This window comes from Saprospiraceae bacterium, assembly GCA_016712145.1.
Taxonomy (GTDB): Bacteria; Bacteroidota; Bacteroidia; order Chitinophagales; family Saprospiraceae; genus Vicinibacter.
On record JADJRO010000001.1, the window covers coordinates 2587799 to 2602916 of the forward strand.

At 37.0% G+C, this 15118-nt stretch carries 12 protein-coding genes and 1 pseudogene; 7 read left to right on the plus strand and 6 right to left on the minus strand.

The window, feature by feature from the left end; all coding sequences use genetic code 11:
* The first annotated feature begins 114 nt into the window (after positions 1–114).
* On the plus strand, positions 115–654 hold the full coding sequence (locus IPK91_10605) for a hypothetical protein (protein MBK8297706.1): 540 nt from the start codon (positions 115–117) through the stop codon (positions 652–654).
* 31 nt (positions 655–685) lie between these two features.
* On the opposite strand, the gene asnB is transcribed toward IPK91_10605, so the two are convergent.
* From asnB to IPK91_10620, 3 genes and pseudogenes are all read right to left on the minus strand, one after another.
* The gene (gene asnB / locus IPK91_10610) at positions 686–2575 is read right to left on the minus strand and encodes an asparagine synthase (glutamine-hydrolyzing) (GenBank protein MBK8297707.1); all 1890 of its coding nucleotides are present in this window, start codon (positions 2573–2575) and stop codon (positions 686–688) included.
* A 28-nt stretch (positions 2576–2603) separates the two neighbouring features.
* Positions 2604–3630, minus strand: a pseudogene (locus IPK91_10615) (NAD-dependent epimerase/dehydratase family protein).
* A 103-nt stretch (positions 3631–3733) separates the two neighbouring features.
* The gene (locus IPK91_10620; GenBank protein MBK8297708.1) at positions 3734–4753 is read right to left on the minus strand and encodes a hypothetical protein; all 1020 of its coding nucleotides are present in this window, start codon (positions 4751–4753) and stop codon (positions 3734–3736) included.
* Positions 4754–4814: 61 nt separating this feature from the next.
* Here IPK91_10620 and IPK91_10625 point away from each other — a divergent pair, with 61 nt between their 5' ends.
* Positions 4815–5432: a DNA-3-methyladenine glycosylase gene (locus IPK91_10625; protein ID MBK8297709.1), complete on the plus strand. Its 618-nt coding sequence runs from the start codon at positions 4815–4817 to the stop codon at positions 5430–5432.
* Between the two features lie 59 nt (positions 5433–5491).
* A complete protein-coding gene (locus tag IPK91_10630) occupies positions 5492–5737 on the plus strand; it encodes a DUF2442 domain-containing protein (protein ID MBK8297710.1) in 246 nt (81 codons plus the stop codon).
* 157 nt (positions 5738–5894) lie between these two features.
* Here IPK91_10630 and ftsH read toward each other — a convergent pair whose 3' ends face one another.
* Both ftsH and rsfS read right to left on the minus strand, forming a co-directional pair.
* Complete coding sequence (gene ftsH / locus IPK91_10635; protein ID MBK8297711.1) at positions 5895–7886, minus strand: ATP-dependent zinc metalloprotease FtsH; 1992 nt, start codon at positions 7884–7886, stop codon at positions 5895–5897.
* 61 nt (positions 7887–7947) lie between these two features.
* Positions 7948–8316, minus strand: coding sequence for a ribosome silencing factor (gene rsfS / locus IPK91_10640; protein ID MBK8297712.1), 369 nt, complete (start codon positions 8314–8316; stop codon positions 7948–7950).
* A gap of 88 nt (positions 8317–8404) precedes the next feature.
* Here rsfS and IPK91_10645 point away from each other — a divergent pair, with 88 nt between their 5' ends.
* From IPK91_10645 to IPK91_10660, 4 genes are all read left to right on the plus strand, one after another.
* On the plus strand, positions 8405–9151 hold the full coding sequence (locus IPK91_10645) for a biotin--[acetyl-CoA-carboxylase] ligase (protein ID MBK8297713.1): 747 nt from the start codon (positions 8405–8407) through the stop codon (positions 9149–9151).
* Positions 9148–9462, plus strand: a complete 315-nt coding sequence (locus tag IPK91_10650) for an antibiotic biosynthesis monooxygenase (protein MBK8297714.1) — start codon at positions 9148–9150, stop codon at positions 9460–9462. Before IPK91_10645 ends, IPK91_10650 begins: the two co-directional genes overlap by 4 nt.
* A gap of 372 nt (positions 9463–9834) precedes the next feature.
* Positions 9835–11049 carry a trypsin-like peptidase domain-containing protein gene (locus IPK91_10655; GenBank protein ID MBK8297715.1) on the plus strand — a complete coding sequence of 405 codons (1215 nt, stop codon included), beginning with the start codon at positions 9835–9837 and terminating at the stop codon, positions 11047–11049.
* Between the two features lie 197 nt (positions 11050–11246).
* Positions 11247–11963: a ComF family protein gene (locus IPK91_10660; protein ID MBK8297716.1), complete on the plus strand. Its 717-nt coding sequence runs from the start codon at positions 11247–11249 to the stop codon at positions 11961–11963.
* Between the two features lie 202 nt (positions 11964–12165).
* On the opposite strand, the gene IPK91_10665 is transcribed toward IPK91_10660, so the two are convergent.
* Complete coding sequence (locus tag IPK91_10665; protein MBK8297717.1) at positions 12166–15087, minus strand: hypothetical protein; 2922 nt, start codon at positions 15085–15087, stop codon at positions 12166–12168.
* Positions 15088–15118: the final 31 nt, after the last annotated feature.

Sequence of the window (15118 nt, forward strand, 5' to 3'; positions counted from 1 at the left end):
CAAATTTGTATTGAGGATTAGAATTTTGCAATGGGATCATAACATATTCAATATTAGTGTATATGATATTGGTCAAGCATTTTTTAAACGTAATAAACTTTAGATCGCTTCCATATGAATCAGAAAAGAGACATGCAGTTATTGGTACTAATTATAATTATCGGATACCTCATAAATTTTATTTTAGGATTTGTAGGTGCTTGTTTTGAAACAAATTCTTATTTGCAGATCTTGTTATGGCAAATTGGAGATACCGGAGGGATCACTGCATCCATTTTGGCAAGTCGATATGTAGGTGCAAAGGGATTTCATTTATCGGCAGCAAGTTTTAACATGCTGGGTATCGTTTATGGAATTTCATTTGGTTCGTTTTCTTTTACCCAATTGAATGCAGATAAAATGGCCACCTTATTAATTCCAATGATTCCCGCTGCATTATTGGTCAGTCTGTGTAAATTATTTCCTTTTTGGACAAGAATGTTGGCCGTTCTAATTTGCATACCATTTTTTATTATGTATGTAAATATTATTTCTGGAACTTATCAATCTACGAACTGGATAAATTATATAAGTTTTTCAGGAATTCAATTATTGGGTTTAATCTGGTCTTATTATATTTATAAAGATTATAAGAGCAGTTTGCAAGCAGTATAAAAATTCAATTTAACAAGACGTGTTAGCTATCTTATTTTAAACTTTCTCCTTTCAAAAACAGTCTGCACCACCATTCAAAGCACAGTAAACTCCAAATCAATAAGCGGTGATTGATGCGTTGATCGCAATGTTCGTGGATTATGTTTTGTATAAATGAAGGTTCGATAAATTCATGGCAGGCAATATTTTTACCCAATAGTAATTCCTTTACGTAGGCAGCGTTTTCACCGCGGTACCAGGACTCATCTGGCGAACTAAATCCTTGTTTTTTACGATTAATGATTCGTTCAGGTAGAATATCTTTCATAGCCTGACGCAATACATTTTTACCATCGTAATAATCTCCATATAAAACCCGTTTATTACCGGCAGTGTTTTCATCCAATTTTTTCATGGCTTCCAAATTTGCAAGTTTATACCGGATGGGTATTTTTTGTGCAAATTCAACCAGGTCATTATCTAAAAATGGAAAACGTTCTTCCAAACCATTGGCCATTGCCAGTTTATCACCGACCAATAACAGTCCAGGTAAAAATGTTTTACTCTCAAAATACAAACTGTTTTGAATGTGTTCTTCCGGAGTATTGTATTTTAGTTTTGGATTAAACAGAAAGACTTTTTCAAAAACCTGACGTGGTAAATTCATGTCAAAGTTCTTGGAAATATGTGGATGAAACAATTTTGATTTTTGTTCATCTGTCACCAAACGTTGCCAAAATCCGTAATAATTTTCAAAAAATTCTTTTCGATCCAATGATTTAAATACGCGATAATATCGCCAGGGATATCCACCAAAAATTTCATCGCCTCCGGTTCCCTGCAAGCAGACTTTTACAAATTTTGAAGCAAGTCGGCTGATGTAATAATTGGAATAGCTCATGCCCACTTTCAAATCTTCTAAATGCCAGACCACTTTCGGTAAACTCCATTTTATATCACCTGCATTCAGCACTTGTTCGTAATGTTCAGACTTGATGAAATTTGCAGTAATTTCTGCGTCGGTGCGTTCATCAAAACCCATTTCATTTCCATGCACCTCACTCATCTCAAATCCTGCTGTAAATGTATAAAGGCGATCTACTTTATGACTCGCCAATACACTCAGCGAACCGCTATCCATCCCACCGCTTAAATAGGATCCTACCGGTACATCGGCAATCATTTGTTTCTGTACGGCTAAATCCAACAAGCGTTTTGTTTCTTCAACGGCATCGTTTAAACTAATGCTTTCATCGGGTGCTGTATAATTATAATCCCACCATGAATTGTGTTGAAGCTCTTTGTGAATTTCAACGCACACCGTATTTGCAGGAGGGAGCATGTGTACTCCCTTAAACAGTGTTTTATAACTAAATAAATTTTGAAAAGTAAAATATTCATTGAGTGATTCCTGATCAAGTTCAGACTTAAAAACCGGATGAACAAAGAAGGCTTTAATTTCGGAAGCAAACAGAAAAACACCCTCCTTTTGAAAATAATATAAAGGCTTTACACCAAACCGATCTCTAGAAAGCCATAATTGTTTTGTTTCTCGATTCCAGGCTGCTATGGCAAACATACCATCCATCTTCTTGAAAAAATCAGGACCCTCCGCTGCCAGTCCTTCACAGATAACTTCTGTATCGCAGGTACTTTTAAAATGATGCCCCTTTGCCTGTAAATCGATTTTTAATTTTTGATAATTGTAAATGCATCCATTAAATACTACAATCCAATTTTTATTATTGGAAAACATGGGTTGTTTTCCATTCTCACTTAAATCCAAAATGGATAGTCGTTGATGCCCTAATCCTATATTTTGTTCACAAAAAATCCCTTCTCCATCCGGACCCCGATGTGCCAGCTGATGAGACATTTTTTTAAGCAGTTCTTCCGATACTGCGGATTCATTTAGATTATAGATACCGGTTAAACCACACATATTGTAATTAAGAATTAAGAATTAAAAATTAAGAAAAAGTTAATTTCGAAAAATGTTTCATGATTAAATTCTTAATTCTTAATTTTAATTCTTCATTTTTCTTACGCCATTCAATCAATTTATTCAATCCTTCTTCTAATTCAATAGCGTATTTAAATCCAAGATCGGATTCTGCTTTTTGTCTGGATCCGATTCTATTTTGAACCAAGGCTCGCGCATCATCTGCTGAATAAGGTTTGTATTGAACTTTTAAATCAGATTGTTTTAATTTAAGAATGGTGTCACACAATTCGCGAATGGATGTTTGGATTTCAGTACCGACATTATAAAAGCCGAAGGGAGTTTCACTTGTCAGCGCGCAGATATTGGCACGGGCAACGTCTTCAACATAAATAAAATCATAAGCCTGGGAACCATCACCGTTTATTATCGGTTGTTCGTTGGCATCAATTTTATTGAGCATGATTGGAATGACTCCTGTATATGCAGCAGTTTGGTCCTGATGAGGACCATACACATTCATATAGCGAAGACCAATAACCTGCAAACCATAACGATCGTTATAGGCTGTACACATCGCTTCGCCTGCTATTTTTGTCGCACCATAAAAATTTTTGTTGTTGTAGGGATGTGACTCAGTCATTGGGATTTCGACTGCATCACCATAAACGGATGCGGATGAAGACCATATTAATTTTTTAATATTATTTTTTACATGCTTCCAATACATTAAAGGTTCCGGCAATGTTGACTTCAAATGCGGTCCGGGGATAATCTTTGCAATGCAGAAGCCACATAGCAGCCAAACAAATTACATAATCTTTTCCTTTTAATGCAGCATCCAAAATATCTACATCCCGGATATCACCGCCATGTGAAAAGATGTTGCAACGTGGATCTTTAAGTGAATCTGTTAAATATTCTTTTTTTCCCCGAGTGAAATTATCATAGATGACCACTTCAGCAACGGGATGTTTTAACAATTCCTGAACAACAAAACTGCCGATAAAACCACTGCCTCCGATGACAACTACTTTACTATTCTCTAAATTCATATTGGAAACTTTATAATAGATGCAATAAAATTAGGGCGTCAAATTATAATTTTTGCAAAAGTAAAGGATTCTGGCAGAATTCTACTTTAAATTGAAATGCGAATTACCTGGAATACCAGGACCTCAATACCCTTTCAGCAGCTTTCCCTTGGGGTGTATAATCTTTTTCAGGATAACCCTCATGTCCTTGTCCATTAGGAAACCATTTCCATAAAAAACCACCTGCCCACCAGTCATGTTCCCATAGATTTTTAAATAATGCTTCGTAAGCAGCTGCTTGAGTCAGTTGATTGACGGAGTAAGCCTCAATATTTTTTTCAATTTCCCATCCTTTTCCACCACTTCCATCAACACTCAGATAGCCGTACTCTGTAAACAGAATTTGTTTATTGAGTTCTCTGGAAATACTTTCCAGATGATTTAGATAATTCTGCCAGGCTTTATTGAGTTCAATGGCCGTTGGTGTCTGTTGTTCAGTTAATGGAAAATATGCGCTAATTCCAATATAATCCAATGCATCCCAAATTGGGACTTCTGAGTAGTGATCCCAATTTGCACTGTAACATAATTTTCCTTTATACAAGGATCTTATTTCAAGAATCAGTTTTCTAAAAAAGGATTCCCGTTTGATTACTGCGATATTGTATTCTGTAGCGATGCATAACATTTCTACATTCAATTCTGCAGCGAGTTTGGCAAATTTTAAGATGTAATCACGATAATCGTGTTCCCATATCAACCAATCGGATTCTAATTGAAAATCCATGCTGCCTACCCAGGATTTATGAATGTACACCTGTGGTTTTAACATCACATGCATGTTTTGCAATTTCGCTAAACGAATGCTTTCACGAATCCCTTCTTCCCGTTCGCCCCACCATTGCCAATCCAGTCCATGGTATCGGACTTCCGGTTTTTGAGGAGAAGAGAATGCATAAGGGATCAACGCAATCCAATTTGCACCGGTGTTTTTTATTGAGGGCATCGGATCTTCAGGAAAAACCTCCGGAGGAGCAACCATGCTGATCCCTTTTATTTTTTGGAGGGGTTTATTAGTATGTACCAAGGTCAGTATTAAGTATAATACCAACATCCCTGATAAACTATAAATTATGGTGCGCAAATTAATTTTTAACAAAGTTAATCATTCATAGAATACATGGATTCCAGTTAATTTTGTAGCAATGAAACTCATTGACAGAGAATATTATTTAAGCCCGGATGTCGTCGGACTGGCAAAAAGTTTATTGGGAAAAATACTTGTATCAAAGGTGGATAATCATATAACTTCAGGAATCATTATTGAAACAGAAGCTTACAAAGCACCTGAAGACAGAGCCTCACATGCTTTTAATAACAGACGGACTCCTCGAACCAGCACCATGTTTATGGAAGGTGGCCATGCCTATGTATATATTTGTTATGGAATTCATCATTTGTTTAACATAATCACTGCGGTTGAAGGAATTCCGCATGCTGTCTTGATACGGGCTCTTGAACCCCTGGATGGATTGGATCACATGCTCATTCGAAGAAGAATATCATCCCTAAAACACACCATCACAAAAGGACCCGGTAGTTTGAGTCAAGCCATGGGAATTACACAAAATTTAAATGCAACAAAATTGTATGATAGAAAAAGTCCTATTCAGTTGTTTGAATCAAATCAAATGTATTCAGATTCACAAATTGGAATTTCAAAACGGATTGGGGTTGAATCATCCGGAGATTCGGCTCATTTGCCATACCGATTTTATATAAAAGGGAATCGATTTGTTAGTGGCGTGCAAAGCCCCAAATAATTTTTGAACATTTTGATTATATTGTATAAGATTGGAATACTTGTTTTAAAAAATAGATCATGGAAATATTAGATGTTCCAAAAATTACTTCTGTCTCATTTAATGGAGACATTTTCATTGTCATAGCAGATGGGATAAAATACAATTGGAATGTAAAAGAAGTATCTGGTAGACTATCAAGTGCATCCGAAGCGGATAGAAATAATTTTATAATTTCCCCTTCTGGATATGGAATTCATTGGCCAGCCTTGGATGAAGATATTTCATTAAGTGGACACCTAAAAAGCAAAATGCACGGCTCTTAAGATGGCATATACTCTAACCCACCAAGCATCTAAAATCATTCTCATTTATTTTTTTTTATAATGAAAAACCTGGATCATACTTCTTTTTCAGGTTCTTTCTCCGCTACCGGTTTTTCATACATGACGAAGCTCCGCTTGTCAGCATGAAAAACCTGGATCATACTTCTTTTTCAGGTTCTTTCTCCGCTACCGGTTTTTCATCTGAAACATGTTGTCCGCTGTGTGGAATGGGTTCGGATGATTTGTCTTTATGATATGGAGAAGGACCAATTAAACGTTCAACATCTGATTTATGAAGTACTTCTTTCTTCAAAAGTTCCTGTGCCAGTATTTCCAATTCCGAGCGTTTTTCTTTAAGCAATTCTTGTGCCCGGCTGTATTGAGATTCGATCAGCTTGCGAACTTCTTCATCCATGATACGAGCTGTTTCATCGCTATAGGGTCTTTGAAATCCTTCCTGTGACAAGCCATAATAAGATACGTTTCCAACTTTATCATTCAATCCAAATACACTGACCATGCTGTAAGCCATTTTAGTTACGTGATCTAAATCACTTTGTGCACCGGTTGATATTTTATCAAAAACAATTCGTTCGGATGCACGACCTCCCATGGTCATGCACATGCGATCTAAAAGCGCTTCCGTTCTTGTGATGTATTCTTCTTTAGGTAAATATTGTGCATAACCTAGGGTACCCAAGCCACGTGGGACAATGGTTACTTTAACCAAGGGAGATGCAAATTTTAAATACCATCCTATAATTGCATGACCAGCTTCATGATAGGCTATAACTTCTTTTTCTTCAGGAGAAATCAATTTGTTTTTCTTTTCTAATCCACCAATCACCCGGTCCAGTGCATAATTGAAATCATCAATGTCAATTTCTTTTTTATCCCGACGGGCAGCAACTAAGGCGGCTTCATTGCAAATGTTTGCAATATCAGCACCGGCAAAACCCGGAGTCATTTCTGCGAGTGCTTCCGGCGTTACGGTAGGAGACAGTTTTAAAGCTTTCAAATGGACTTTAAATATTTCTGCACGGCCTTTTAAATCTGGTGGATCGATGCCAATCTGGCGATCAAAACGTCCGGGACGCAATAAAGCAGAATCCAACACATCCGGTCGGTTGGTAGCAGCCATAAGGATAACACCGGCATCGGTACTAAATCCATCCATTTCCACCAACAATTGATTGAGTGTGTTTTCCCGCTCGTCATTTCCGCCCTGGAATGTATTTCTTCCACGGGCACGGCCTACTGCATCTATCTCATCTATAAAAACGATGCAAGGCGCTTTTTCACGAGCCTGACGAAATAAATCCCGTACACGAGACGCACCAACCCCTACAAACATTTCTACGAAGTCAGAACCTGAGATCGTAAAGAATGGAACACCCGCTTCACCCGCTACAGCTTTTGCCAGGAGCGTTTTACCGGTTCCGGGAGGTCCGACTAATAAAACTCCTTTAGGAATCTTGCCGCCCAATGCGGTATATTTTTTTGGATTCTTTAAAAAATCAACAACCTCCATGACTTCTTCCTTTGCCTCTTCCAATCCAGCTACATCGGCAAAAGTCACATTGGTATTTTGATTTTTTTCAAATAGGGTCGCTTTCGATTTACCAATATTAAAAATTTGCGCTCCGGGTCCTGATCCACCGCCTCCAACACGACGCATTAAAAACATCCAGATACCAAGAATGATTAGAAAGGGTACAACAAAAGACAGGATGGGTCCCAACCAGTTTTGTTTTTCTTCGTAGCTGATACTTATTTTATTGGTAAGATGTTCGTTGTATTTATCAATCTTTTCCTGAAATTTTTCTGCAGGTCCAATGTTAAAATAAAAATTAGGTCTGACACCTAAAGAAGAACTGAGTTTGTCTTTGTATTCTTCTTTATTGATAGCATCTTTATTTAAATAAACGTAAGCCTGTTTTAAATTGACTACTTCAATTTTTTCAATATCCCCTTTGGTTGCCATGTCTTCAAAGCGAATGGAATTAATATTTCCTTTGCCTGGAGATACCATGTAAAATAAATTTACGCCGATGATGATCAATAAGATGATCCCGTAAATCCAATACGCATTGAAGCCTTCATTATTTTTTTTATTCGGATTATTATTGGGAGTGGGTTGTTGTTCCATTAATTTCTATTATGTTACGCTGAAATTTAATAACGATTATAAATTCAATTAGTTGCTTTTATTAGATATTCTTGTACTCAGTAAACTTTGCATCACTCCATAAATCTTCGAGTTCGTAGTATTTCCGGGTGTCTTTATCGAACACATGGACCACTACGTCAAAAAAGTCAACCAACACCCAACGAGCACCGATTTGTCCTTCAGAATGGGCACGCTGTCCCATTTCCGTTTTCACTCTACGTTCAACATTGCCTGCAATTGCTTTTATTTGGGTACTGCTTTCTCCTTCGGTAATTATAAAATAACTGGCTGGGGCATCCGGTAAATGCCGAAGGTCTAATTGGACGATGTTTTTACCTTTGATATCTGTGATGCTGTCAATAATTAAGGCAATAAGTTCTGCAGTATTTTTTGCAGAATCGGAGGTAATGGCTTTAGTACGTGGCAATGTGTAGGGTAAATTTAAGATAAAGTAAATATATAAACAATTTATAATATATACAAGTTTTCTATAAAGGATGGAATTTGAATTTCCACATATATATGAATATCAAATTGATTCAACCAATCGGCTTGCATCGGATCTACTATCAAAAACCAATCCAGAGCATGGATTTTTAGTTATAACTGACTATCAGACAGATGGAAAAGGCCAATATGGCAGATTTTGGCAAAGTACTGCCGGACAAAATATTTTAGCCAGTTTTATAATTTATCCGCATCACATCGAGCTGGAGCAGATTTTTCGACTTCATTTGGCAAGCAGCCTTGCAATTGTTGATAGTTTGGAACAATTTTCCTTACCCCGGCTTCGGATCAAATGGCCCAATGATATTTATTCAGGTACCCATAAAATAGCCGGAATTTTAATTCAAAACAACCTAAAGGCCGGCAAGATTCAGGGATCCGTTGTGGGCATAGGAATCAATGTAAATCAAACCGAATTTCCACAAAGTTTGAATGCAAGTTCAATCCAACTTGAAACAGGAAAATCCATTTCAAGGGAGTCTCTGGTGATTAAGCTACGCCAGGAGTTATTGAGAAATATACAGGAAACCGAAGACGCAGTTTGGGATGATATGTTAAAACGATACAATGAGATTTTATATCTGAAGGGAATTTCAACTGAATTTGTTTTATTCGATGGAAGCACGCTACATGGGATCATCCAGGAAGTAGATCCTTCCGGCATGATTATCCTAATAGATAACAAACAGCAACGGCGTGAATTTAAATTTGGAGAAATAAAATACCTCGCTACATGAATTCCTTTAAGCCTTATTACGCGGTCATTTTTAGTTCCTATCTATCCGATGATATAGAAGGGTATGAAGCCATGTCAGAAAAAATGCTTGAGCTGGTAAAGAAACAAGAAGGATATCTCGGACATGAAAGTGCCCGGGATGGAATTGGGATCACAGTAAGTTATTGGGATAGTTTAGAATCCATTAAAAAATGGAAGCAAAATGAAGAACATCTTTTAGCACAAACCGAAGGACGCAAACGTTGGTATCAATCGTATCGTTTGCGAATTTGCAAAGTGGAACGTGAATATGGTATGGAAAGGGAAGTCTGAAATTAAGAAGCTGTTAAGCTGACAAGCTAATAAGCTAACAAGCTAATAAGCTAATAAAATTTTCTTGCATCAACCTTAACAGCTTGTCAGCTAAATAGCTAAAAAGCCAAAAGAAATTTTGGATGCAAATTAATGATCAATTCGAATCACACGTACCTTGCATCAACCTTAACAGCTTTTCAGTTTAACAGCTTAACAGCTTAACAGCTTTTCAGCTTATTAGCTTGTTAGCTTAACAGCTTAATAGGTTTTAATCCAAAATCTTCAGACTTCCATCCTTCCTCCGAGCGTTAAATCCATGTTAAACTGAAATTTATTAAGACCTATCAAGGCCTGTTCACGTTTTAAATTTGTAACGCAAAAACAATACGTATGAAAAAATACATCCACCCTTTCTTAGCAGGTATTACAGGAGGCCTTTTGGTCATGGCGGTATTTATTTGGCTTCAAAAAACACCATCTGATTTACCGGAATCGAATTCAATGGTCCATGCGGTAAATTCTAGCCTGGCTGTTCCGGTTGGACCTGATTTTTCAGATGCTGCGGATAAAGCACTCAATGTAGTGGTACAGATTAATGCCCAGGAAAGTGAGAAACTGGCGCGGCAAAAAATGGATCAGAACAATCCGTTTGGCAACAACCCCTTTTTTCAGGAATTTGATTTAAGAAGTTTTGGCTTTGGGGCACCTTTTTATCAACAGAAAAAAGGTAGTGGCAGTGGCGTGATTTATTCCAACGATGGATACATTGTAACCAATAATCACGTAGTTGAATTTGCCGATGACATAGAAGTCATTCTAAAAGATGGACGAAAATTTAAAGCAAAGAAAGTAGGTACAGATCCCAGAACGGATTTAGCTGTTTTGAAAATAGAAGCAAGCAATCTTCCGGTACTGCAGGTTGCCAATTCAGATTTATTAAGAGTGGGAGAATGGGTACTTGCAGTAGGTAACCCTTTTGGATACCTTACCTCAACGGTAACCGCCGGAATTGTGAGTGCAAAAGGCCGGGATTTAAATTTATTGGATCAGCAAAATGAAGAAAACTATTACAATCCATTTGAGCGGAAAACCCAAACAAACCCACCGGGAATTGAAGAATATTTACAGACCGATGCCGCAGTGAACCCAGGCAATAGCGGGGGTGCGCTCGTAGATGTACAAGGTCGTTTGGTGGGAATTAATTCGGCCATTGCTTCTAAAACGGGGTACTATTCCGGCTATTCCTTTGCCATCCCATCCAACCTCATGTCTAAAATAGTTAAAGAGCTTATAAACACTGGAAGTTTTGATCGCGGACGGTTTGGAGTTGGTGTTGTAAATGTTGATGAAGAAATTAAAAAAGAATTGAACTTAAATGTTGATTACGGCGTTGTAATTACAGAATTAGAGGATAAAGGTTCGGCTAAATTTGCAGGATTACTTCCAAACGATGTGATCGTTGAAATAAATAATAAGCCTGTAAAAACTGTTGAAGATTTACAAAAAGTTGTAGCTTTGTCCAAGATTGGTGAGACACTCTATACCAAGATCATCCGGGATGGTCAGGCAAAAGAGATACCCGTCAAAATCAAGAAAATGTTATAAAAGAAATAGGTAGCCATTTGTAGCTTTCTATAAAGTTGGTTTTTCGTTTTGTTTGAAGGTCCCGGCCATTCGTGGTCGGGATTTTTTATTTCTCAAGCTTACTTTTTACAAGAAGGATAGATTCTTAAATTTTCTTTCAGATAAATTATTTAACATTATATAATTTATTCTGATCTAATAATTTATAACACCCTATTATGGATCTGTCGTTTTTCAAACAGGATCTTCCTCATGCTTTCAATTGTTTTTTGGATTTACTTTATCCAAATTTGTGCATTGCTTGTGACGGGAGAACACATGCTCGGGAGGAGCTCTTTTGCCTGACTTGTCAATACCAGGTTTACCCCACCCAAATGCACCTTAGGCCTGAAAATGAATTTACGAATCACTTCAAAGGAAGAATTTCCTTAGTTGCAGGTGCCTCCTTGTATTATTATTCAAAAGGCTCCAAGGTTCAAAAAGCATTGGAACTGTTAAAATATCGCGGAGAATATGAAATCGGGATCCGAATTGGTCAACATTTTGGAACCTTATTAAAAAACGCAGCAAATTTTAAGAATCTGGATTATATCATTCCGGTGCCACTCCACCCAAACAGAAAAAATCAACGGGGTTATAACCAAAGTGCCCAATTTGCCATTGGACTTTCCGAATCCTTAGAATGCCCTACCCGAGAAGATATTTTAATTCGTACCAAAGAAACCATTACTCAAACCACTAAAAACCGAATTGAACGAAATCAAAACATCCAGTCCGCTTTTAAATTGCAACGACCGGATTTGATTAAAGGAAGACACATTTTATTAGTTGATGATATTTTGACTACAGGCGCAACTCTGGAGTCTTGTGCATTGACTTTACAGCAAGCTGAACAAGTTGTTATCAGTATGGCAACCATAGCGATGACGAGCTGAATAGAGGAGTCTATAGTCTATATTCCAAATGGTTCCATGGTCTTCTCCCCTCTAGCCTCTAGCCTCTAGCCTCTAGCCTCTAGCCTCTAGCCTCTAGCCTCTAGCCTCTAGCTTCTAGCCTCTAGCCTCTAGCCTCTTGCCCCAATTGCAGGATAGCAAAATTATAGGATTGCAGAATTATTTAGCCTTTTCCCTCAAGCAACTACTTTCCTTCTAAATAATTTTTCTTGAAAAAGCTCTTGTATTCAGTCAGGGTTTTGAGGCGTAATACTTCGCGATAGTTGTTTTGTGTAATGACAAAAGATTCCCAATTATCAAATCCGGTGATAAATTCTTTTGGTTTGCGTTGAATGCCTTCATAATATTTCATAGCTGCAGAGCGGGTATCAAATTTTCTGATGAGGATTAATGGCTGATTAATTTCAATATCCAATTCAACACTGGTCATTTTTAAATTTTCCGGTTTGTGGTAATTTTGATTATAATCAGAAATAGAAATTTTTGCTTTATCCACTACTTTATCTTGAGGATCAAATAGTACGATCAATACGAAATGCATTTTATCATCTTCTAATTTAAAATTGGTTTGATCCAATGTATTTTGACTGATTTCTATAAATGCATCCTGGTCTCCTTTTAAAAACCGAAGAATTTCTTTTGCTTTTACTTCTTCGGCAGAAGACGGATAATTCGCGACAACATCACGCAATGCATTGATATAAACATCTTTGCCTTGCGTATTGCCTAAACATAAAGCTGACAATAAAGCAACCTTTGCTTCTAGGACATGGGGTGGTTTAATTTTATTCTTTAAAATTTGTAACGCACTGTATGCATCCGCAAAATTTTTATCAGAATACAATTTGTAGGCACTGATGTAATCATTTGAAATCTCATCCCGTTTTGCCAATAAACTTTTTACATATTCCGGATCAGATAAAATTTTTGCATAGTGACTTCCTGGAAATTCATAAATAATTTGATCGGAATACGAATTTGCACAAGCCTGATCCCGCAGATCAAGGCAATTTAAATATAAATAATAGAGGGCATCAATCCGTCGCTCGTGTTTTGGATAGGCTTCCAACAATTTTTTTAAGCTGCCTGTTGACTTAGGATAATTTTCAAGTTTTTCGCGGTACAAAATGCCTAAAGCATAGAGAGACTCTGCAATTTTGTTTTTTGCCATTGCGATTTCTTCCGGACTATCAGGAATCGTACTTAAAATTTGCGCTAAATCGGATTCCAGGGTATCAGATTCTTCTTCTGTACGTTCAACCTTTATTTCATTTATTGAAAAGGTATTTTTGTTTTTACGACGCCAATTGTCTTCTAAAGTCCGACTTCCCCATATCTGTTCAAATTCAGAGCGACCTCGATTGATAGATCGTTGATCGTATGCAAAAAAGCTGCTGGTTTGTTTTTTGGCATCGGCTTTTTTCTCCATTTCTCGATTAAACGGACCGTTTGACAAAGCTTCCATTTCTGCAAAACGATTTCGCAAATCCCGATTGGGATTGTTTGCATTTGGCTCTGCATTTTTTGCTTTGCGTGCATTTTTAAGTTGGATTGCCAATGCACGTTTGTCCTTGACTGAAAGTCCTGATATCTTTAATAAACTGTCTTGCAATGCAATTTGCTGTAAATGTTGGGCTATTTCTTCCAGGTTTGCAACCAATCTGGAAACTTTAATCCGGCGTTCATCATTTTTACCCAGCATCGTTAAGGTACTGTCGTAGTATAATTTGGCTTTAAGGTAATCCTGATCATCAAAATAGATATCGGCCAATTTACTGTAGACATCTGCTTTTTGTGAATTGCCTGTATTTGGCGCTTGCAATGCTAGATTAAACTGTTCGAGAGCTTCAGGTTTTTTGTTATTTTTTAAACTGATCAATCCTAAAGCGTAATACAATTCCCCTTGAAAATCTTTATTTTTTGGATCTTTTAAAAGCGATTCAATGCCGGCGACAATTTTTTCAGGATCTGCACCTTCTGCCGCTTCATTCAACAATAAATTCATTCTGCAATGAAATGCTAAATCATAACCCGGTTTCCAATCCATGCATTGTTTAAAATAGGTATTGGAAGATTCCAGGCGATTTTCTTTTTGATAAAGCTGTGCAAGAATGAATGCATAACGCGCTTTGATTCGCTTCTTTTTAGTATGTTCAACAGCATTTTTCAAAGCTAAAATTGCTTTCTCCTGTTTACCCGTTTTTAAATATAAATCAGCATAGGATGCATACAATTCACCTTTTAATTTCTTAGGAGCTAATGGATCAGATTCAACCCGTTTTAATAATTGTTCTGCTTCAAATGGTTTTCCACGTTCGACTAAATTTTTTGCAGCCCAAATCGATCCTTCCCAAAAAGCTGGATAATGTGGTACCAACCAGGAACCTTCATTGGTAATTTTTTTATTGGTTTTATCTAGTTCGGAATCCGTTTTCTTAAGTGCTTGTGGTTTGGTTTCAACTGGAGTTGATGGAGTAGTTGTAGTGGTTTTTGTTTTACTATTTTTTGAACTATTTTTTTTGGCTTTAGCCCGATCTTTTTGTAATTGCTTTTTTTCTTTTGCTTTTTGTTCGGCTGCTTTTTTACGTTCTTTTTTTAAATCCTCTGCATCTTTTTTCTTTTCTTTTACGGTATTTTCCTTAATTTTTTTTGCTTTAATTTTATTTTTTATCGGGTCAAATTCTTCGATAAAAAAACGAAACGAACTTTCAGCAGTTTCATAATCCTTTTTAAGAAATTGCGCTTTGCAAAGAACCAGATAACAATCATCAGCCCAATGACTGACACGATGCGAGAACACAACATTTGAAACTTTCTCAATTGCTTTATCCAGTTTTGATTTTTGAGGGTCTACACTTTCAGTAGCGATGTAGGTAAAGACCGGAAGTGTTTTACTGTAATTGTCTTTATAAGATTGATCAATTTCCAATAAACATTCGTCCATTATTTCATTGGCATTAAAATATCCATTGTATTTTGCGGTCGTGTTGTGATAAAACCGGCCTAAGGCGGAGGTATGCCCTTTTTTTCTGTGGGTGACACAGGAATTTGACAATAACAGGCAAATAAAAACAATGCTACAAAGGACTCTACTTGAATAACTCATGAATTTCCGGGGAATGTCTACTATAACTAAA